We start from the raw sequence: 18,200 nt of genomic DNA, 5'->3' as shown, positions 1-18,200 counted from the left end.
CGGGAGCGGTCTACTTCGGACATCGACCAGGAGATGACGATGCGCAAGTACGTGTACGACTTCGCCGAGGGCAACCGGTCCATGGCGGACCTGCTCGGCGGCAAGGGCGCCAACCTCGCCGAGATGACCGTGATGGGATTGCCGGTGCCGCCGGGGTTCACGATCACCACCGAGGCGTGCCGGGCGTACTTGGCCACCGGAGCGGCACCCGAGGGACTGGCCGAGGAGGTGGGGGAGCACCTGCACGCCCTGGAACGGGCGATGGGCCGCAAGCTCGGGCAGGTGGACGAGCCGTTGCTGGTCTCGGTCCGCTCCGGGGCACGGTTCTCGATGCCGGGGATGATGGACACCGTCCTCGACATCGGGCTGACCGACGAATCGGTGGGCGGGCTCGCCGCGTGGTCGGGGGACGAGCGGCTGGCGTGGGACTCCTACCGGCGGCTGGTGCAGATGTTCGGCACGACCGTGCTCGGCGTCGACATCGCTTGCTTCACCGATGCCCTGCGGGCGGCGAAGCAGGCCAAGGGCGTCGCCGGTGATCTCGGCCTGGACGCGGCCGATCTGCGGGCGCTGACCGCCAGGTTCAAGGACATCGTGCGCGAACAGGCGGGTCGGGAGTTTCCGCAGGACCCGAGCGAGCAGCTGGACCTTGCGATCAACTCGGTGTTCGAGTCGTGGAACACCGACCGTGCCCACGTGTACCGCCGGGCCGAGCACATCCCCGAGGACCTGGGGACCGCGGTGAACGTGTGCGCGATGGTGTTCGGCAACCTCGGCGAGGACTCCGGCACGGGCGTCGCGTTCACCCGCGACCCGGCCACCGGGACGCCCGGCGTGTACGGCGACTACCTGGCCGACGCCCAGGGTGAGGATGTCGTGGCCGGCATTCGCAACACCCTGCCCCTGCACCGGCTCGCCGACCTGCACCCCGGGCCGTACGAGCAGCTTCTGGGGATCATGCGGACGCTGGAGGAGCACTACCGCGACCTGTGCGACATCGAGTTCACGATCGAGCGGGGCAGGCTGTGGATGCTGCAGACCCGGGTCGGCAAGCGCACCGCGGCCGCCGCGTTCCGCATCGCCGAGGCCTTGCGAGAGGAGGGTGTGATCGACGCCGATGAGGCGCTGCGGCGGGTCACCGGCGCGCAGCTGGCCCAGCTGATGTTCCCGCGCTTCGCCGGCACCGAGACCGCGCCCGTCGCCACCGGCGTCGCGGCGTCACCGGGGGCGGCGGTCGGTGAGGTCGTGTTCGACTCGGCCAATGCGGTCCGCCGGGCCGAGGAAGGCGCGGCCGTGATCCTGGTACGGAAGGAAACCAATCCGGACGATCTCGATGGGCTCATCCACGCCCGGGGCGTGCTCACCAGCCGCGGCGGCAAGACGTCGCACGCCGCCGTCGTGGCACGCGGGCTGGGGCGCACCTGCGTGTGCGGGGCCGAGTCCCTGGACGTCGACGTCGCGAACCGCCGGTTCACGACCGCGGACGGCACGGTCGTCGCCGAGGGCGACGTGATCTCGATCGACGGCACCGCGGGTGAGGTCTATCTCGGCGAGCTGGCCGTAATGCCGTCCCCGGTCGTCGACTACTTCGAAGGCCGACGCGAACCGGGTAGCGACACGTTGCTGCAGGCGGTCGACCGGATCATCGCGCAAGCCGACGCCCGGCGGCGGCTGGAGGTGCGGGCGAACGCCGACACCGCGGCAGACGCGCGGCGGGCCCGGCGCCTCGGGGCGACCGGTGTCGGGCTGTGTCGCACCGAGCACATGTTCCTCGGCGAACGGCGGGTGCTCGTCGAACGGCTGATCGTCGCCGAGACCGACGCCGAGCGTGAAGCCGCGCTGGCGGCACTGCTTCCGCTGCAACGCGAAGACTTCGTGCAGATCCTCGAGGAGATGGACGGGCTGCCGGTGACCATCCGGCTGCTGGACCCACCGCTGCACGAGTTCCTGCCCGACCGCACCGCGTTGACCGCCGAAGTGGCCGTGGCCAAGGCACTCGACCGGCTGGGCGCGCCGAAAGCCCTGCTGCGCGCGGTCGACCGGTTGCACGAGGAGAACCCGATGCTGGGTACCCGCGGGGTCCGGCTCGGCCTGGTCGTGCCCGGTCTCTACGAGATGCAGGTGCGCGCCATCGCCGAAGCCGCCGCGGCTCGGGTCCGTGCGGGTGGGAAACCACTCGTGGAGATCATGATTCCGCTGGTGGCCGATGTGCGGGAGCTGGACATCATGGCCGGACGCGCCCGGCGGATCCTGGACGAGGTCACCGCCGGGGAGAGGTTCCCGTACGAGATCGGCACCATGATCGAGCTGCCCCGGGCCGCCCTGACCGCGGGCCGCATCGCCGGGTCGGCCGAGTTCTTCTCCTTCGGCACCAACGACCTGACCCAGACCGTGTGGGGCTTCTCCCGCGACGACGTCGAGGCGTCGTTCTTCCCCACGTATCTCGCCGAGGGCATCTTCGCGGTGTCCCCGTTCGAGACGATCGACCGGGACGGCGTCGGCAAGCTCATCTCCGCTGCCGTGGAAGCGGGCCGGGCCGCACGCCCGGGTCTGGTCATGGGTGTGTGCGGGGAACACGGGGGAGATCCCGCGTCGATCGAGTTCTTCCACGAGGTGGGCCTCGACTACGTGTCCTGCTCGCCCTTCCGCGTGCCGGTCGCCCGGCTCGAAGCCGGCCGCACTGCCGTCGGTCAGGCCGACAGCGCGGTCGACAACCGCTGAGAGCACGTTTGCCGCCCACCGCCCGAACGGGCGGTGGGCGGCGGTGCGCAAAGGGCCGTCGGGCCGGCCGTGGAGGACCAGGCCCGGGATTTCAACCGGTCTTCCCGGTGCCGTCGTGCTCGGACGGAGCATCGTGTTGGGAGACCAGGAAAAACGGAAGGTGGCTCTGTAATGGCGGCCCCCGTGGTCGGTTCGATGACCAGGACCGACGCGTGGTCTGGGTTCCGTGGGCAGAGCCGGCGCGAGAACATCGACATGGTGGAGGCCGGAGCAGTTCGAGTGCTGGGGGCGCGCCAGTACGTTGTCCGGCGTGAACGTCAGTGGTGACCAGGTGGCCGAGGCGGTGGAACGGCTCCGGGACCTCACGCAGAGGTTCTCCGGTCAGTTCTCCGGGTTGTCGGCGACGTCGAGCCGGTAGCCGGGCACCAGCCGTGCGTGGCCCGGGGTGAATTCGATCCACACCGAGCCGGGGCGGAGGTCGGGTGCGTGGTCGACCACGACTCCGGTCTGGCCGTCGAACTGACCGCTGTGTGCACGCACACGCAGCCCGGTGGGGAATCCGCCCGCCCGGGCCGGCCCGAGGTGTTCGGTGCGGTGGGCGAGCCGCATGTCGGCCTCCTGTTCGGTGAAAGGGCCTTGGTCTTCTGCCCGCGTCTCGATGGTGCCGTTCGGCAGGCAGGTGGGGGCAGGGGAGAAGGCCAAGACCCGGCGGGCCGTTCTGCCCGTTCGGATGGAGTCGTTGTTCCCGCGCCCGGTGCAGTACACGCCGGCGGGGCGGGAATTCCGGACGGGGTCTTCCGCGGTGCCGGTTGGTGACCAAGGGCCCTGCGGTAACGATGGGGAGGACAGGCATGGTGAAGGGGTGAACAGTTCATCCGCGAAGGTCTCCGCCGAGATCGGCCCCGGTTGTCGATCCCACTCTCCTTGACGACGCGCTTCTGCAGGCGCGGGCATTCTGTGCAACGCACCCGCTCGGTGCCCTCACCATCGTGGCCCGGAAGACCGGGCACCCGGCAATGCCCGACGCTGTGCTCGCCGATGTCCACGCCTCGGTACGGGGCCGGCACGTCGACACCCGCGCCGTCGCTCTCACTTTCGACGCTGCACTGGATCAGGCACTCGCACGGCTCGGCGGGCAACTCGACCGGCACGCCGCGCTGACCACTGTCTAAGCCTTCTGCGGATACCGCGAACCGGCGCCCATCGCCACGTCAGGACCGACATGCTCGACCTTGTTGTCACCACCCAGCCGACGGCTCACGAGCGTGACCGTGCGATCCGGGTGGTGCAGCGGCACGCTCTTGACGACCAGGACCAGGCCGCGTTGCTGGAAATGCTCGGCTTGGACCGGGGCGAGACCCCCATGCCGACACCGCGGTCCCACGGTGCCCTATCGGCCGCCGAGCTGCTCGAGCTGTTCGCTCCTTTTGCCGCCGAGCGGTCGGCCGCGGCCGCGCACTGATCCAGCGGTCGGGTGCTAGGGAGAGACGCGGGCCAGATGCTCCAACGCGTCGGCCAGATCGCCGTGTACCGGCAGGACGCGCTCCAGCCCCAACGCCGTCGCAGGACGCAAGATCGCTCGCTGGCGAGTGACGATCGCTAAGGGCACCCCGGCTGCGTGGGCTTCGGCTCCCGCGTTGACCAGGATGGCCAGCGCTCGCGCCGAACAGAACGTCACCGCCGACGCGTCCAGTATCAACCCTTGTGGCCGACGTTCGAATTCGCCGGTGAGGAGATCGGCCAGCGGGCCGGTGATCGCGGAGTCGAGTTCACCGCGCGCGGTCAGGACGGTGACCGCGTCGGCTCGGGACACCTCGACGGTGGCCCTGGGCCTGAGCGCGTCAGGCTCCCTGGGGCGGGGCAGCGCCATTTTCGACATCTCCTTCGCGGCCGTCAGGTCGAACCGGTCGTGCACCCTTCCAGCCCCACGTCGGCCGGTGGCCGTTGGGGCAGAGTGCGCCGGCTACGAGGCTGAACCGCTGCCTCGCGAGAGTACGACGACCTCGTTCACACTGCAGTGGTCAGCGGACCATGGTCACCATCGGCAGTGAACGCCGGGCTCTCTACCAGGGCGAACGAAAACCGCCTCCCGGTGAAGACCACCCATAACGGTGACGACCCACGGACGTCAGAGGTGCGCACCACTGTGTATGGCTGTCAATGTCGGGCACTCCGCCTCGAACGACCGAGATTCGACAACGTTGCAGCAAGACGAATTCCGCCGGATTGACAGCTTCTGGCGCGCAGCCAACTACTTATCGGCCGGACAAATCTACCTGCTGGGCCCGGTCAGCGGGTGATGGCCGCGACGCGTTCCGCGGCCGTCGGCGGGAGCAGGGCCGCCGCCTGCCGGAGAGCGCCACGGGTTCGGCGCGGGGTGGAGCCCAGGACCCGGCGAAGCCGATGGTCAGCGCAGCCTGGATTTCCCCGGCGTACCGGCTGTGACATCGGGCGTGCGGGCGCGTCGTACGTGTGACCGGGCGTGGGCGGCCGCTTCGGCGAAGTCGGTGAACAGGTGGTTCTCGTGCCGGAGTTTGCCGAGGGCGCCGGTCGCGGTCAGCACCTGCCGGTGGTGCGGGCGGATGCCCTTGACCAGCACCGTGATCCCGCGGGCTTCGAGTTCTTCGATCGCTTCGCCCAGTGCTTTGGCGCCGGTGGCATCGAGGAGGTGCAGGCGGGACAGGCGCAGGATGACGACGAGGACGTCGTCGGCGGTGTCGGCGATGTCGGCGATGATGCGTTCCGAGGCGCCCCAGAACATCGCGCCTTCGAAGCCGAACACCGCGATGTGCTCGTCGCCGGGGGTGGTGGGGCCGGGCAGCGGGTCGCGGCGGGTGTGGGCGGCGCCGGCGAGGTGGCGCAGGGCGAAGAACGCGGCGACGAGCAGGCCGATCTCGACGGCGAGGATGAGGTCCGCCGCGACGGTCACGAGTGCGGTCACGGCGAAGGTGGCCGCGCTGGAGCGGCTCGCGTGGAGGACTTCGCGGATCGTGCCGAACGGCACCATGCGCAGGCTGGTGACCATGAGGACCCCGGCCAGCGCGGCCAGCGGGATCCGCGACACGAGCCCGGTGGCGGCGTAGATCACCGCGAGGATCACCAGCGCGTGCGTGATGGCCGCCAGCCGGGTCCGGGCGCCGGAGCGGACGTTGACCGCGGTGCGGGCGATCGCGCCGGTGGCAGGCATGCCGCCGAAGAGGCCACTGGCGATCGAGGCCAGTCCCTGGCCGACGAGTTCGCGGTCCGGGCGGGTCGGCCCGACCGACGGCCCGCCGCGGGTCATCGTCACGGCGACGCGTGCGGAGAGCAGGGATTCGATGGCCGCCAGCGCGGCGACCGCGACGACGGCCCCGGTGAGGTCGCCGACCGCGCCGAGAGTGAAAGACGGCAGCGCGGGGGTCAGGGTGCTCGGCAGGCCGCCGATCCGCGGCAGGGGCGCGTGGACGAGTTCGGCGGCGACGGTCGCCGCGGCGACCGCGAGCAGGGACGCCGGTATCCCGCGGTGCAGCTTGGGCAGCACCAGCATGATGACCGCGACCAGCGCCACGGTGGCGATCGTCCAGACGGCCGTGCCTCCACCGGTCACGGCGTGGGCGACGGCGTTCGCCGCGGCCAGGAACGGGTTCTGTCCCGCCGGCGCTTTCGTGCCGACGGCCGCGGGGACCTGCTGCAGGAAGATGATGCAGGCGATCCCGAGCGTGAAGCCCTCGACGACCGGCCAGGGGAGGTACCCGACCAGCCGGCCCAGCCGCGCGGCTCCGGCGACCAGCACGACCAGGCCGCCGAGGACGGAGACCAGGGCGATCGAGGACGGCCCGTGGGCGGCGACGATCGGGGCCAGGACGACGGCCATCGCGCCGGTCGGCCCGGACACCTGCACCGGGGATCCGCCGAACACCGCGGCCACGATCCCCGCCACGACGGCCGTGACGAGCCCCGCTGCCGGTCCCGCGCCCGAGCTGACCCCGAAGGCCAGGGCCAGCGGGAGGGCCACGACGCCGACGGTGACCCCGGCGAGCAGGTCCGCGCGCACCACGCGCGGCTGCAGGTCGTAGTCGCCGCGGCCCGGGAGCAGGTCCCGGGCCGTCGCGAGGGCGCTCACACCCGTGCCGCGATCGCGTCCAGGACCGCTTGGGGGCTCGCGCCGGGCAGCGGCGGCAGCTCGCGCGCGGCGCGCACCTGCTCCGAGCCGGGGCGCAGCCCGGCCATCAGGAAAGCGCGGGCGACCACGAGGAGCTCGGCGACGAGCGGTTCGGCGAGCCAGTACTCGACGGCGTTACCGGTCCGCGACGAGGTGACGACCCGGGTGCGACGCAGCACCGCGAGGTGCTGGGACAGCTGGGAAGCTTCGCAGCCGGTCACTTCGAGCAGCCGCGTCACCGGCGCACCCTCGTCACCGGCGGCGGCCAGCACCTCGAGGACCTGGATCCGCGTCGGGTGCGCGAGGCACTTGAACAGGTCGGCTTTGATCCGGTACAGCGGCTCCGTCGTGCGGGACCTCGCGGGCATGAGCACCTCCTGGATTGATGATTCTATCAATCCATCAATCCGCGGTGGATCCGGGCCGTCGTGCGCGGGGCGAGCCAAGGACGAGAGTCCATTCGAGGCGTGACATTCGCCTGGTGATCGATCCGGCGCCGTCCTCGAAGCTGAGCAGTGTCCGACGGGCACCAGGTGGTGTCGCCGTCCCGCCTGAGGGGACCGCGTCATCGTGTTCAGCCATCCAGATCCCGCGGCACCGGCGAACGACCACGTTCCCGGGCACGGCCCCCTGCTCGGCGTCCGCCGCTTCCTGACGAAGGAGACGGTCGGCGATCACGGCCGCCCCCCGCACCAGATCGACTCCGGCGACTGCGGTCTTACACCGATCTGCCGTTCCTGGTGACGCTGCGGGAGCGCGAGCCGGGCGTCTACACCACGGACCGGTTCCTCACCGCCGCCGACCTCGGCGACATTGACCCCGGGCGAGCAGCCGACCGGGTGCGACGACGCCGACGCGCCGCACACGCCGGCCTGGCAGGAGCGGATCACCGGCGTGACCGCGGCGATGGCGACCAGGATCGGACGCGAGCTGGCCCGCAACGCCGAGCGCAGCCACGGCCGCACCCTCATGGCCCTGCATTGCTTGTGACTCAATGGCGGTGAAGGACAGGAGGAACTCGACGGTGCCGTGGTCGGCCAGTGAGCCGAAGGGACCGTAGCCGGTGGAACTGGGAATCGCCCAGTCGGAGAACGCGACGGGGATGGGTGCCCGCGGCCTGGAGGGCGTCGCCGTCCTGGCGGAGCACGATGCCGTCCGCTGAAGGAAAATGAGCCGATGGCGTCTTCGGGATTCGTGCCTACGTGCAATTCGGCTACCTAGCAGGGACTACCGAGATACACCGTAGAGGGATCGCATGGCGTCGCCGAAGGCAGCGTGGACGTCCGATGTCGTAGGTCCTCCCACACGAGGTCTCCCGGCACTGTCGAGCATCCGTGGTGGACGGCGAGAGTGTGCTCGAAGCGGGGCACCCCCCACGGTGCCCGGGCGGGAGGCGTGTCGTGCGATTGGGTGTGGCGGGTGCCCTGGTCGGTGGCGTGTACCGGCGTGGTGACGTCGATGTGGATCGCGAGAACGGGCGGGTGAGTGCGGTCGGCCTTCCCGGGGCCGGGACCGGGCTTGCCGTGCCCGGCCTGGTCGATCTGCAGGTCAACGGGTTCGCCGGGGTCGACTTCCTGAACGCCGATGTCGACGGCTACGCCCGCGCTGGCGGGGAGCTGGCGCGCACCGGTGTGCTCGCGTACCAGCCCACGCTGATCACCAGCCGTCCCGAACAGACCGTGGAGGCCATCGAGACGGCGGCCAAGGCGCAGGCGGCTCCGGGTGGGGCGCGAATCCTCGGCGTACACCTGGAGGGACCGTTCCTGTCGCTCGCGCGGCCGGGGACCCACCCGGTCGATCTGCTGAGAGCACCGGATGTCGAGCTGCTGAAGCGGCTGCTCACGGCGGGGCCGGTCACGCAGGTGACATTGGCACCGGAACTTCCCGGCGCGCTGGAGGTCGTCGGTGCCTGTGTCCAAGCGGGTGTGCTCGTGGCCTGCGGTCACAGCGACGCGACGGCAGCCGAGGCACACGCAGCCTTCGACCGCGGCGCGCGGTCGGTCACGCACCTGTTCGACGCAATGCGCCCCTTCACTCATCGTGATCCCGGCATCGCCGGTGCCGCGCTGACCCGCGACGACGTCATCGTCGGGTTGATCGCTGATCCGAGCCACCTGGCGCCCGAGACGATCCAGCTGGCCTTCCACGCCGCTCGTGACCGGGTCGTGCTGGTCACCGACGCGCTGGCCGCCGGCGGCTGCCCGGATGGCCACTACCGGCTCGGCGACGTCGAGTTCACCGTGTCCGGCGGTACCGCCCGGCGCGCCGACGGCACCCTCGTCGGAACCACGATCACCCTGCTCGACGCCATCCGCGACGCGTGCGCGGCAGGGATACCGCTGGAAGCCGCGGTCAACGCGGCGACTCGCACGCCGGCCGAGCTCTTCCCGCGCAGCGGCCTGGGGTTGCTGCGGCCGGGAGACTGCGCGGACGTCGTCGTCCTCGACGACTCGCTGGCGCTGCGGACGGTTCTACAAGGGGCGCGCGATCTCGAGAGGTGAACGGCGCCGGGGTTGTGCGCTGTCAGCGCTCGAAGCCGTGAGGTGCCGGGGCCGAGCTGAATTGGCCTTGCCAGGTGGCCTGGGCGCCAGAGTCCCCGATGCGGTAGACGTCGTACCACGCGGCGCCCGCGGCCGCGATGGACAGGACCGCGATCACCACCGTCACCGCGGTCGAGGCCGGGGCGAGGAACGTGCGCCGGCGGGTGGCGACCGCGGTCGAGCCGGCGCTCGGCGTGCCGGACGTCGGGCCCTGCAGGCTTTCGCGGTGGCGCCACCAGACGACGAGGGCGAGCACGGCTACCGGGATCGCGACGTAGACGGCGGTGTCGCCCAGTTCCGTGTGGGTGCGCACGAGCGGTGTCGAAGCGATCCGGCGTTCCAGCCATTCGCCTGCTTCGGTGGTGATCGGAACGAGCACCACGACGAGGACGGACAGGATCGCGTTCGGACCGGCGACCTTGCGGCGGACGGCGGGCCAGAGCGCGCTGAGCACCAGCAGCAGCGCGGCGAGGGGGAGCAAGACGACGATGGCGTGCACGAGCAGGATGTGGGCGGGCAGGCCGTTGACGGTGGTCATGATGTCCTTTGTGGATGGTGTCGGAATGGTCGGTGCGGGTGCCGGTTCAGGGCGCACGAGCGAGCGCGGCGACCTCGTATCCCGGTGCCCGCGCCGAAACCCACTGCTCGATGTCGTCGCCCCCACGGGCGAAAGCGGCGGTGGCGAAGACGTCGGCCCACAGCAGGGCCGGCCCCGTGACCGTCACCGAAAGCAGCTCGGCGGTGTGCAGGCCGGTGTGCGGGTCGACGATGTGCGGGCCGCGGGCGGCCGAGCCGGACGTCGCCAGGGCCCCGGTACGCAGCTCCAGCACGGCGAGGAAGGTGCTGGGGTCGGCCGGGTCTTCGACACCGACCCGCCACGCCGGAGCTTGGGAACCGCGGACGCCGGCGGTGATGTCGCCGCCGGCGTTGAGGTAGTGGTCGAACCCGGGCAGCCGGGTGACGTGGGCCGCGGCGTTCTCGGCCGCCCAGCCCTTCACCAGCCCGGACGGGTCGAAGCCGCCGGGCAGCCGCCACGGGTCGAAGTAGCCGTCGGTGCGTTGCCGGGCTTCTTCGCAGAGCGCCACGACTTCCGTGACCCACGGATGCCAGAGATCGCGGGGGAGATCTCTCCGCCGGAGTGCGCTGACCTGGCTGTCGGGCCGGTAGGTGCTGAACAGCTCGTCGGCGGCACGCAGGTGGCCGAACACCGCGGCCGAGGCCGGTTCGACCGCGGGATCGGTGTCCACGCGGGGGCCTCGTAGGTGCAGGCTGACCTGGGTGCCCATGACCGGCCGGGTCCAGGAGCGGCGTGCCCGGTGGGCGGCCCTCACCGGTGGGCCGCGTCGATCGCGGACTGCAAGGACTGCTGGTAGCCCTCGGAGGTATAGGTGGCACCGCTGACGGTATCGATCTGTGCGCTCTGCGCCTGCAGTGCCTCTTCGTTCAGCGCGGGCACCGCGGCGGAGTTGATCCGGACGTCCCGGCCGCTTTCCCGGGGGTACTCGACCGCCTGCGCATCGGTGATCCGGCCGCCGGCGACGGTGATCCGCACCTGGACCGGCCCGTAGCGGGTATCGGCGGCGTCGCCGGTGAACGTGCCGTTCCCGTCGCCTGAAGCCGGTGTGGCCGGGCTCGTGGTGCGGGTCGGCTGCGAGCCGCCGCCGAGCGGGCGCCCGGTGGCGACCGGCGTCTGGTCGGTGCTGGTGCGGTAGCTGAACAGCAGCACGACGACGGACACCTTCGCTGCGACGGCAATGGCGATCCTGCGCATCGGGAGAGTCCTTTCCTACCAGGCGAACCGTTCGGCGTGGATGCGGTCGCCGGGGACGCCGGCGTGGCGCGCGCTGTCGAGAACGGCGGCGGTCCACGCATCGGGGCCGCAGACGTAGACGTCGTGGTCGGCGATGTCGAGCACGAGGTGGCGCAGCACCTGCTCGTCGGGCACGGGGGCGTATCCGGCGGGCAGCCACGACGCGCGGTCGCGCGAGCGCCGGCCCAGCAGGTAGTGGATGCGCACCCCGCGGCGGGCGGCGAGGTCCTCGATCTCGCGCCGGAACAGCAGGTCCGCCTGCCGGCCGGTGCGGAGGAACAGCACGGCATCGCCGGACCGGTAGGGCAGCTCCTCCAGCAGGGCGCGCAGCGGGGTGATCCCGATGCCGGACGCGAACAGCGCGAGCTTCCGTCCTTTCCGGACGTTCGCGGTCAACCGGCCGTACGGGCCTTCGAACCACGCGGGGGTGCCGGGCCGCAGGGTGGCAAGCCGGCGGCTGCCCTCGCCGAGGTCCTTCGCCGTGATCCGCAGCCGCTGCCCGTCCGGGGCGGCCGAGAGCGAGAACGGCTTGCCCCGCGACCAGCCGGGCCCGGCGAACCGCCAGACGAAGAACTGGCCCGCCGCCACGGGAAGCTTCTCAAGCCACCGGCCGGTCAGGTACACCGAGACGACGCCGGGGCCTTCGGGCACGACCTGCTCGACGACCAGCCGGTGCCGGGCGTTGAGCCACACCGGCCGGCCGACGCGGAACACGAGCACGGCGCCGGCTGCGGCCGCGTAGGCGGTCCACCAGAACGCGGTGGCGACCGGGGAAGCGGTGAAGTCGGCGCCGGTCCACAGCTGGTGCGGCAGGGCGAGGGCGGCGCCGAGGTAGGCGTAGAGGTGCAGCAGGTGCCAGGATTCGTAGCGCAGCCGCCGCCGGGCCGCGCGCACCGACGTCACAGCGACCAGGCCCAGCGCGACCGTCCCAGCGGCGGCCAGGAGCATGCCCGGGTAGGTCGTCACCAGCGCCCACGCCTCGGCCAGGACGCCGGAACGGTCGGTCGCCGCGTAGCCCAGGGTGATGAGCATTAGGTGCGCGGCCAGCAGCGTGATCGAGGTGAATCCCACGAGCCGGTGCCGGCGGGCCAGTTCATCCTGGCCGTAGCTGCGCTCCACCCACGGGATGCGGGCCATCAGCAGCAGTTGCAGCAGCAGGAGGTCCGCCGACAGCAGCCCGGTGAGCCGTCCGGTCGAGGTGAAGAAGTCGGCGCCGAGGTCCTGCAGGCCGCGCCCGGACACCCAGAGCGCCGCCACGAACAGCACGCTCAGCCAGGCCGTCAGCCCGGCGACATCCCGCCACCACGCGTGGACCGCGGGCCGCGCGATGCGGGCGGCGAGAGTGGCGGACATCGGGCTCCTCGGGATGATCTCGGTGAGATCCACCCTTCCCGAGCCCGGTTAGCCGTCGACGTGATCGGGGTGAGAGTTCGGTAAGAGAAGATCCGCTCCGACGGTGAACCCGACCACGGCACCGCCGCCGGGGCGCGGCTCGGCGAACACGCTGCCGCCGTGGGCCAGCGCGATCTCGCGCACAATGGCCAGCCCGAGGCCGGAGCCCGGCAGGCCGCGGGCGCCGTCGGTGCGGTGGAAGCGGTCGAACACGCGGGCCGCGTCGTCTTCGCCGATGCCGGGGCCGCGGTCGAGCACCCGGACCCGGCCGTTGTGGACGTCGACTTCGATCGGGCCTTCGGGAGCGAACTTCACGGCGTTTTCCAGCAGGTTCGCGATCGCGCGTTCCAGGGCCTTCGCCTGGCCGGTCAGTGCGGACGCGTCGGTCTCGACGGTGATGGCCCGTCCGGACCGGCGCCGGACGCGCTCGGCGGCGCGCTCGGCCACCTCGTGCAGCTCGACCGGCGCCGGCTCTTCGGCTTCGTAGCGGCGGGTGGCCAGTTCGACGAGTTCGTCGACCAGGTGAGTCAGTTCGCGGGTCTCGCCGTCGACGTCGTCGAGCAGGCGTGCGCGGGATTTCGGGCTGAGTTCGGCGAACCGGCGCAGGACGCTGGCGTTGGTGCGGAGGCTGGTCAGGGGCGTGCGTAGTTCGTGGGCGGCGTCCTGGACCAGGCGTTCCTGGTCGGCGCGGGCGTCGGCGAGCCGGCCGAGCATCCGGTCGAACGAGGTCGCGAGCCGGCCGACCTCGTCGCGGCCGCCGGTGGGCACGGCGACGTCGTCGAGGCGGCCGTCGCTGACCTGCTCGGTCACGTCGGTCAGCCGGACCAGCCGCCGGGTGATCTGCCGGGCCAGCAACCACCCGGCCAGCGCCGCCCCGGCCAGCACGAGCGCGCTGACGCCGGTGATCCGAGCGGCGAGACCCTTGAGGACGTGCCGGGACTCGTCGACGTCGATGCCGAGCTGGACGGCGCCGCGGCCCGGTCCCAGGGCGACGGTAGTCACCCGGTAGTCGTCGCGGCCGGCGGTGAAGTCGCGGTAGCGGTGGTCACCGAGGGAGCCGGTCGCGGCCAGTGTCCGGTCTTCGTCGCCGACGTCGAGGCGCACCGGGCGGCCGCCGAGCGGGCGGGTGGTGCCGTCCGGGGCGATCGCCTGGGCCACCATCGGCTGGGCCTCGTCGTGGTCGTCGTCATCGGGGCCGCGGGTGACCGGGCTCGGCGCGAGCACCTGCGTCGCGCCGGCCGCGACCTCCGCCGACGTCGTCAGCAGCGACCGGTCGAGTTCGGCGTCGATCCGTTGGGAAGCGGCCTGGTAGCTGAAGACGCCGACCAGGATCGCCGCCGACGCGCCGACGCCGGCGAAGGCGATCGCGAGCTTGCTGCGCAGGTTCACGCCGGCCGCACCGAATAGCCCACACCACGTACGGTGTGGATCAGCTCCGCCGCGCCGGCCTGCTCCAGCTTGCGCCGCAGGTAGCCGATGTAGACGGCGAGGTTCTTCGACTCCGAACCGAACTCGTAACCCCAGATCCGCTGGTAGATCGTGGCGCGATCGAGCACGATCCCGGCGTTGCGCACCAGCAGTTCCAGCAGGTCGAATTCCGTTTTCGAACACGTGATCTCGGTGCCCTGCCACCACACTCGCCGGGCGGCCGGGTCGACCGTGAGCTCGCCGAGCCGCAGCGTGCGGCGCGCGTCCGGCTCGGGTGAGGTGCGGCGCAACAGGGCGCGCAGCCGGGCCAGCAGTTCGTCGAGGTCGAACGGCTTGGGCAGGTAGTCGTCGGCTCCGGCGTCCAGCCCGGCCACCCGGTCGGGGGTTTCGACGCGGGCGGTGAGCATGAGGATCGGAGTCCGGTCGTCTTCGGCGCGCAGCACTCGGCAGACACCGAGGCCGTCGACGCCGGGCATCATCACGTCGAGGATCAGCACGTCGAAGTCGTCGCGCCGGGCGGCGGCCAGGGCGCTGACGCCGTCGGTGACCTCGGTGACGTGGTAGCCCTCGAGGTCGAGGGCCCGGACGAGGGACTCGCGGATGGCGCGGTCGTCGTCGGCGAGCAGGACGCGGTGCGGCATGGCCGCCATGATGCCCGCGCGTGGGCTTCGCGTCCTGCCGGGTTTCCGGGGTGCCAGCGGAGAGTTAGCGGTCGGTAAAGCGCGGCTTCCGGGTGGTCATGACGGCGCCGATTCGGTCGCGTCGTCCGCATCCGGCCGGAGGGCGAGCCGGCGGCCCTCGATCCGGTCGACGCTGATTCGCAGCAGTCGGTCGCGCGGTGGGGGAGCCCACGAGCGCAGGTCGGCGCCGAGCTGGGCGGCCACGGTTTCGACGTCGGTGGTGAGGGTGGCGATCCCGCTGACGATCACGCTCCAGCCGGTGTGGCCGGCCGGGTCGTAGGCGTCGGCCTCGAAGGTGACCGGCTGCCCGTCGAGCCGGTCGGCCCAGGAATTCCGGCCCGACCGCAGCCAAATCGCTTCGCCCGCCACGGTGAAGTTGACCGGCCGGATCGCCGGCCGCCCGTCGCGGACGAAAGCCAACCGGCCGAGCGGGACGGAGGCGAGCAGCGCGTGGCAGCGGGCCGGGCCCAGCTGGACCAGCTCAGGGACGCTCATCGGTCTCGGCGCGGTACTTGAGCTTGGCCAGCCGCGTCGCGGCGAAGAGCGCTGCGACGGCGATCGCGCCCAGCGTCGCCACGAGGCGGTTCACGTCGACGGCCGGTTCCCAGCGGAGCTTGCCGTCCTTGATGACGTAGGCCTCGACCGGTTTGGCCGACAGCCCGAAGCCGCCGCCTTCGCCGGAACGGCCTTTCTCGTCGCGGCTGTCGCCGCCACCTCCGCCGGTGCCGACGGCCGAGGCCACGATCACCGTGACGCCGTCGACCTCGTACGGCGCGCCGTAGACCATCTTGGTCTCCAGCCCGTCCTTCGCCTTCGTGAGCAGTTCGTCGACCTTCATGCCGCGAAGTCTCGGCGCGTCGGTGCGAGAGTGGCAGAGCCGATGGTCCCTTCCTCCGGTGACCGACGTCCCCGGCACCGATGGCGTTCGCCAGCGGCGGTGGTGAACTCGGCCCGATTTGCTGAGTACACCACGAATCCGCGACTCCGGAGGCCGTCATGGCTCACCGACCCGCACTGGCCGAGCTCGGGCTGAACACCGGTAAGAAGACGCGGCTGCACCGCAAGCACATCCTCAAGCTGGCGCTCGAAGGGGGCTTCAACGGGATCGCCATCCAGATCGGCTTGGCCGAGAAGTTCTACTGGGACTACGCGGGCGAGCTGCCGCTGGTGCTCAAGCTCAACGGCAAGACCGAGATCCCGACCGACGCCGAAGGCATCACGGTCGAGAAGATGCGGCTCGACGAGTCCGGGTTCCCGCAGCCGACCGGGGAGTTCGAACGCCTGGCCGCCGACAGCGTCGTGCTGGCCTTCGGCCAGGACAGCGATCTGTTTCTTGTGGACAAGCTCCCGGACGTCGAGCGCGCGGACGGGGTCGTGCGGGTCGGCGCGGACCTGACGACCGGGCACCCGGTGCCCGGACAACGCGGTGATCAAGCTCGAACCGGGGGAGAGAGAAGTACGCGATCGACCTCGACTACTGCAAGGGCTGCGGGATCTGCGTGGCCGAATGCCCCAGCGGCGCCATCGAAATGGTGCCCGAAGAAACCTGAGGAGGACTCGTGCGCGAGAAGCGCTGGCAAGTGGAGATCATCATCGACGAGGACGAGGGACGGACCCGGGCCACAGCCCGGCTGCACACCGCCGACGACACTCGCGTGTCCGGAACCGGGACCGCCCGGCTCAACCCGGCCGACCGGAACGTGCCCGAGGTCGGCGACGAACTCGCCGCGTCCCGCGCGCTGAGCGACTTGGCGCACAACTTGTTCGAATGCGCGGCGGGGGACATCGAAGAACTGACCCACCAGCCGGTCCGGCTGGAACGCTGAGGAGGCGGAGATGCGCACCGTGATCGTGTTCGAGTCGATGTTCGGCGCCACCGAGAAGGTGGCCAGGGCCATCGCCGACGGTCTGTCCCCGTCGGCCGGGGCCGAGGTGGTGAACGTCGACGATGCGCCGGCGGACCTCACCGGGGTCGAACTGCTCGTCGTCGGCGCGCCCACCCACGTGCACGGCATGAGCCAGGCCGCCACCCGGAAGTCGGCCGCCGACCAGGTGGACTACGAGATGCACTCGCGCACCGGGGTGCGCGAGTGGCTGGACTCGCTCGACTCGGTGCCGGACGGGCTCTCGGTGGCGACGTTCGACACCCGGATCGACAAGCCGCGCGTGTTCACCGGAGCGGCTTCGCTGGGGGCGGCCAAGCGGCTGCGCCGGCTCGGGTGCCGGGAGGTGGCGCCCGCGGAGAGCTTCTTCGTCGGCACGGATCCGATCGACGTCGGCCCGGAGCCCGGCGAGCTGGCCCGGGCCGAGGCGTGGGGTGCGGCGCTCGGTGCGGCCGTGCGCCGGACCATGGTCTGAACGGCCGGTCTCGCGGCCGGCCGTTCGGGAGCACCGGTTCACTTCAGTCCAGCAGGCGGCGAAGGGCAATGCCGGTGACCGCCGACGTGGTCGCCGCCATCACCCAGCCGCCGAGGATGCCGATCAGCATGATCAACGCCAGGTGCTGGCCGGGCTGCCACAACGGCATCGTGACGCCCAGGAAGACGGCCAGGCCGAGTAGCCAGGCACCGGCGGTGGTGAAGATCCAGCGGGCCGACCGGGCGAGGTGGCGACGCAGGACCAGCCACTGGGCGAACCCGATGGACAGCAGCAGGGCGGTGCCGAGAACGGCGGCCACCGGCCAGAGCACCAGCGGCGGCCAGGATACGAGGTCGGCCGCCCACGTGCTCGGGGCGAGACCCGCGAGGTAGGCGAAGGACGCCGCCCCGGCCGTGGCCGCCACCCACCGCCGGGTGTTCAGGGCCGGCAGCGCGCGCCGGAGGACGAGCGCCTGCCCGGTGCCGAGTGCGGCTCCTTCGGCCGCGCCGGCCAGCAGGAGGGCGGGTAGGGCAACGGCGGCGGGACTGCCCGCGGTCACGGCTCCGATGACGGCCGGGATCGCGAAGCCGAGGAACTCGGCGGCCATGACGACCAGGAACCACGTCCAAGCCAGGCGTCTGCCCCGCAAAAGGGGCACCGGCGGGGCGGTGAAAGCCACTATCGACGTGTCCGCGGTCAGCGGGACGCGGGGAAAGCAGCGGCGATAGGCCTCGGCTCCGGCGTCGCGCTCCGCCCCGCCGAGCAGCCGCCCTTCGGCCGCCACCCAGCGGCCGTCGAGCAGGACATCGGCTCCGGCGCCGTGGCGGAAGTGCCGCCACCAGCGCTTGTGATCGGGGTATCCGGCGGCGACCAGGATCTCCTCACCGGCGCGGGCGTACTGCACCGGGAGCACGACCGGCGTCGGCGCGGTGACGGGCCGGTACCGCAGGGCGGTGAGCGTTCCGTTCAGCAGCGGCGCCGGCCAGGAGCCGAGTAGCCGCAGGAGCAGCCGGTTCGCTAGGCCGGGGCGGATCGGTTTCGCAGTGCCAGTCGTCATCCCGTCAGTACAGGCGGCGGCGGAGGGCGGCGACAGGGCCGATCGAACCCCGGCCGGGGGACTTTGGCCACCC

General features: G+C 71.7%; 22 protein-coding genes. 8 read left to right on the top strand and 14 right to left on the bottom strand.

Features of this window, described 5'->3' with window-relative positions:
* Window positions 1–39: 39 nt before the first annotated feature.
* Window positions 40–2,721 carry a pyruvate, phosphate dikinase gene (gene ppdK / locus AB0F52_RS39085; RefSeq protein ID WP_360182081.1) on the top strand — a complete coding sequence of 894 codons (2,682 nt, stop codon included), beginning with the start codon at window positions 40–42 and terminating at the stop codon, window positions 2,719–2,721.
* A 381-nt stretch (window positions 2,722–3,102) separates the two neighbouring features.
* Here ppdK and AB0F52_RS39080 read toward each other — a convergent pair whose 3' ends face one another.
* Window positions 3,103–3,330, bottom strand: coding sequence for a hypothetical protein (locus AB0F52_RS39080; RefSeq protein WP_360182078.1), 228 nt, complete (start codon window positions 3,328–3,330; stop codon window positions 3,103–3,105).
* A 380-nt stretch (window positions 3,331–3,710) separates the two neighbouring features.
* Between AB0F52_RS39080 and AB0F52_RS39075 the strand changes: the two genes are divergently transcribed.
* Window positions 3,711–3,893: a hypothetical protein gene (locus tag AB0F52_RS39075; RefSeq protein WP_360182075.1), complete on the top strand. Its 183-nt coding sequence runs from the start codon at window positions 3,711–3,713 to the stop codon at window positions 3,891–3,893.
* Window positions 3,894–3,943: 50 nt separating this feature from the next.
* On the top strand, window positions 3,944–4,183 hold the full coding sequence (locus AB0F52_RS39070) for a hypothetical protein (RefSeq protein ID WP_360182072.1): 240 nt from the start codon (window positions 3,944–3,946) through the stop codon (window positions 4,181–4,183).
* Between the two features lie 15 nt (window positions 4,184–4,198).
* Here AB0F52_RS39070 and AB0F52_RS39065 read toward each other — a convergent pair whose 3' ends face one another.
* The 3 genes from AB0F52_RS39065 to AB0F52_RS39055 all read right to left on the bottom strand — a co-directional run bounded on the left by AB0F52_RS39065 (window position 4,199) and on the right by AB0F52_RS39055 (window position 7,230).
* The gene (locus AB0F52_RS39065) at window positions 4,199–4,636 is read right to left on the bottom strand and encodes an STAS domain-containing protein (RefSeq protein ID WP_360182069.1); all 438 of its coding nucleotides are present in this window, start codon (window positions 4,634–4,636) and stop codon (window positions 4,199–4,201) included.
* A 492-nt stretch (window positions 4,637–5,128) separates the two neighbouring features.
* Entirely contained in the window at window positions 5,129–6,823 is a 1,695-nt protein-coding gene (locus tag AB0F52_RS39060) for a SulP family inorganic anion transporter (RefSeq protein ID WP_360182066.1), read from the bottom strand.
* Entirely contained in the window at window positions 6,820–7,230 is a 411-nt protein-coding gene (locus AB0F52_RS39055) for a metalloregulator ArsR/SmtB family transcription factor (RefSeq protein WP_360182063.1), read from the bottom strand. Before AB0F52_RS39055 ends, AB0F52_RS39060 begins: the two co-directional genes overlap by 4 nt.
* Before the next feature lie 445 nt (window positions 7,231–7,675).
* Between AB0F52_RS39055 and AB0F52_RS39050 the strand changes: the two genes are divergently transcribed.
* Window positions 7,676–7,852, top strand: a complete 177-nt coding sequence (locus AB0F52_RS39050; protein ID WP_360182060.1) for a hypothetical protein — start codon at window positions 7,676–7,678, stop codon at window positions 7,850–7,852.
* A 410-nt stretch (window positions 7,853–8,262) separates the two neighbouring features.
* Window positions 8,263–9,363, top strand: coding sequence for an N-acetylglucosamine-6-phosphate deacetylase (gene nagA / locus AB0F52_RS39045; RefSeq protein WP_360182057.1), 1,101 nt, complete (start codon window positions 8,263–8,265; stop codon window positions 9,361–9,363).
* A gap of 22 nt (window positions 9,364–9,385) precedes the next feature.
* Here nagA and AB0F52_RS39040 read toward each other — a convergent pair whose 3' ends face one another.
* From AB0F52_RS39040 to AB0F52_RS39000, 9 genes are all read right to left on the bottom strand, one after another.
* Window positions 9,386–9,940 carry a hypothetical protein gene (locus AB0F52_RS39040; RefSeq protein ID WP_360182054.1) on the bottom strand — a complete coding sequence of 185 codons (555 nt, stop codon included), beginning with the start codon at window positions 9,938–9,940 and terminating at the stop codon, window positions 9,386–9,388.
* Between the two features lie 46 nt (window positions 9,941–9,986).
* Window positions 9,987–10,688 (bottom strand): FAD:protein FMN transferase, encoded by a 702-nt coding sequence (locus AB0F52_RS39035; RefSeq protein ID WP_360182051.1) that lies wholly within the window; start codon window positions 10,686–10,688, stop codon window positions 9,987–9,989.
* Window positions 10,689–10,729: 41 nt separating this feature from the next.
* The gene (locus AB0F52_RS39030) at window positions 10,730–11,173 is read right to left on the bottom strand and encodes an FMN-binding protein (protein WP_360182048.1); all 444 of its coding nucleotides are present in this window, start codon (window positions 11,171–11,173) and stop codon (window positions 10,730–10,732) included.
* Between the two features lie 15 nt (window positions 11,174–11,188).
* Window positions 11,189–12,565, bottom strand: a complete 1,377-nt coding sequence (locus AB0F52_RS39025; RefSeq protein ID WP_360182045.1) for a ferredoxin reductase family protein — start codon at window positions 12,563–12,565, stop codon at window positions 11,189–11,191.
* A gap of 48 nt (window positions 12,566–12,613) precedes the next feature.
* Window positions 12,614–13,993, bottom strand: a complete 1,380-nt coding sequence (locus tag AB0F52_RS39020; protein WP_360182042.1) for a HAMP domain-containing sensor histidine kinase — start codon at window positions 13,991–13,993, stop codon at window positions 12,614–12,616.
* Complete coding sequence (locus tag AB0F52_RS39015; RefSeq protein WP_360182039.1) at window positions 13,990–14,682, bottom strand: response regulator transcription factor; 693 nt, start codon at window positions 14,680–14,682, stop codon at window positions 13,990–13,992. Before AB0F52_RS39015 ends, AB0F52_RS39020 begins: the two co-directional genes overlap by 4 nt.
* An 87-nt stretch (window positions 14,683–14,769) precedes the next feature.
* A complete protein-coding gene (locus tag AB0F52_RS39010) occupies window positions 14,770–15,207 on the bottom strand; it encodes a pyridoxamine 5'-phosphate oxidase family protein (protein ID WP_360182036.1) in 438 nt (145 codons plus the stop codon).
* Window positions 15,194–15,550: a sporulation protein gene (locus AB0F52_RS39005; RefSeq protein WP_360182033.1), complete on the bottom strand. Its 357-nt coding sequence runs from the start codon at window positions 15,548–15,550 to the stop codon at window positions 15,194–15,196. The genes AB0F52_RS39010 and AB0F52_RS39005 overlap by 14 nt, the downstream gene beginning before the upstream one ends.
* On the bottom strand, window positions 15,547–16,146 hold the full coding sequence (locus tag AB0F52_RS39000) for a hypothetical protein (protein ID WP_360182030.1): 600 nt from the start codon (window positions 16,144–16,146) through the stop codon (window positions 15,547–15,549). The genes AB0F52_RS39005 and AB0F52_RS39000 overlap by 4 nt, the downstream gene beginning before the upstream one ends.
* A 29-nt stretch (window positions 16,147–16,175) precedes the next feature.
* Between AB0F52_RS39000 and AB0F52_RS38995 the strand changes: the two genes are divergently transcribed.
* From AB0F52_RS38995 to AB0F52_RS38985, 3 genes are read left to right on the top strand one after another with little or no spacing between them, the layout of a single operon-like run.
* On the top strand, window positions 16,176–16,262 hold the full coding sequence (locus AB0F52_RS38995) for a 4Fe-4S binding protein (protein WP_360182260.1): 87 nt from the start codon (window positions 16,176–16,178) through the stop codon (window positions 16,260–16,262).
* Between the two features lie 9 nt (window positions 16,263–16,271).
* Window positions 16,272–16,538: a DUF1876 domain-containing protein gene (locus AB0F52_RS38990; RefSeq protein WP_360182027.1), complete on the top strand. Its 267-nt coding sequence runs from the start codon at window positions 16,272–16,274 to the stop codon at window positions 16,536–16,538.
* A 10-nt stretch (window positions 16,539–16,548) separates the two neighbouring features.
* Window positions 16,549–17,070 carry a flavodoxin domain-containing protein gene (locus AB0F52_RS38985; RefSeq protein ID WP_360182024.1) on the top strand — a complete coding sequence of 174 codons (522 nt, stop codon included), beginning with the start codon at window positions 16,549–16,551 and terminating at the stop codon, window positions 17,068–17,070.
* 43 nt (window positions 17,071–17,113) lie between these two features.
* On the opposite strand, the gene AB0F52_RS38980 is transcribed toward AB0F52_RS38985, so the two are convergent.
* Window positions 17,114–18,127, bottom strand: a complete 1,014-nt coding sequence (locus AB0F52_RS38980; protein WP_360182021.1) for a hypothetical protein — start codon at window positions 18,125–18,127, stop codon at window positions 17,114–17,116.
* Window positions 18,128–18,200 lie beyond the last annotated feature (73 nt).

Origin of the sequence: Amycolatopsis sp. NPDC024027 (assembly GCF_040638975.1) — a bacterium.
Classification (GTDB): Bacteria; Actinomycetota; Actinomycetes; order Mycobacteriales; family Pseudonocardiaceae; genus Amycolatopsis.
The sequence above is the reverse complement of the archived record's forward strand: the minus strand, read 5'-3'. Positions and strand labels throughout refer to the sequence as shown.

Excerpts from the sequence above, each read along its gene's own strand:
- ppdK (WP_360182081.1), top strand. The coding sequence starts at position 40 with ATGCGCAAGTACGTGTACGACTTCGCCGAGGGCAACCGGTCCATGGCG.
- AB0F52_RS39080 (WP_360182078.1), bottom strand. The coding sequence starts at position 3,330 with ATGCGGCTCGCCCACCGCACCGAACACCTCGGGCCGGCCCGGGCGGGC.
- AB0F52_RS39070 (WP_360182072.1), top strand. The coding sequence starts at position 3,944 with ATGCTCGACCTTGTTGTCACCACCCAGCCGACGGCTCACGAGCGTGAC.
- AB0F52_RS39055 (WP_360182063.1), bottom strand. The coding sequence starts at position 7,230 with ATGCCCGCGAGGTCCCGCACGACGGAGCCGCTGTACCGGATCAAAGCC.
- AB0F52_RS39040 (WP_360182054.1), bottom strand. The coding sequence starts at position 9,940 with ATGACCACCGTCAACGGCCTGCCCGCCCACATCCTGCTCGTGCACGCC.
- AB0F52_RS39035 (WP_360182051.1), bottom strand. The coding sequence starts at position 10,688 with ATGGGCACCCAGGTCAGCCTGCACCTACGAGGCCCCCGCGTGGACACC.
- AB0F52_RS39030 (WP_360182048.1), bottom strand. The coding sequence starts at position 11,173 with ATGCGCAGGATCGCCATTGCCGTCGCAGCGAAGGTGTCCGTCGTCGTG.
- AB0F52_RS39025 (WP_360182045.1), bottom strand. The coding sequence starts at position 12,565 with ATGTCCGCCACTCTCGCCGCCCGCATCGCGCGGCCCGCGGTCCACGCG.
- AB0F52_RS39015 (WP_360182039.1), bottom strand. The coding sequence starts at position 14,682 with ATGGCGGCCATGCCGCACCGCGTCCTGCTCGCCGACGACGACCGCGCC.
- AB0F52_RS39010 (WP_360182036.1), bottom strand. The coding sequence starts at position 15,207 with ATGAGCGTCCCTGAGCTGGTCCAGCTGGGCCCGGCCCGCTGCCACGCG.
- AB0F52_RS39005 (WP_360182033.1), bottom strand. The coding sequence starts at position 15,550 with ATGAAGGTCGACGAACTGCTCACGAAGGCGAAGGACGGGCTGGAGACC.
- AB0F52_RS38985 (WP_360182024.1), top strand. The coding sequence starts at position 16,549 with ATGCGCACCGTGATCGTGTTCGAGTCGATGTTCGGCGCCACCGAGAAG.
- AB0F52_RS38980 (WP_360182021.1), bottom strand. The coding sequence starts at position 18,127 with ATGACGACTGGCACTGCGAAACCGATCCGCCCCGGCCTAGCGAACCGG.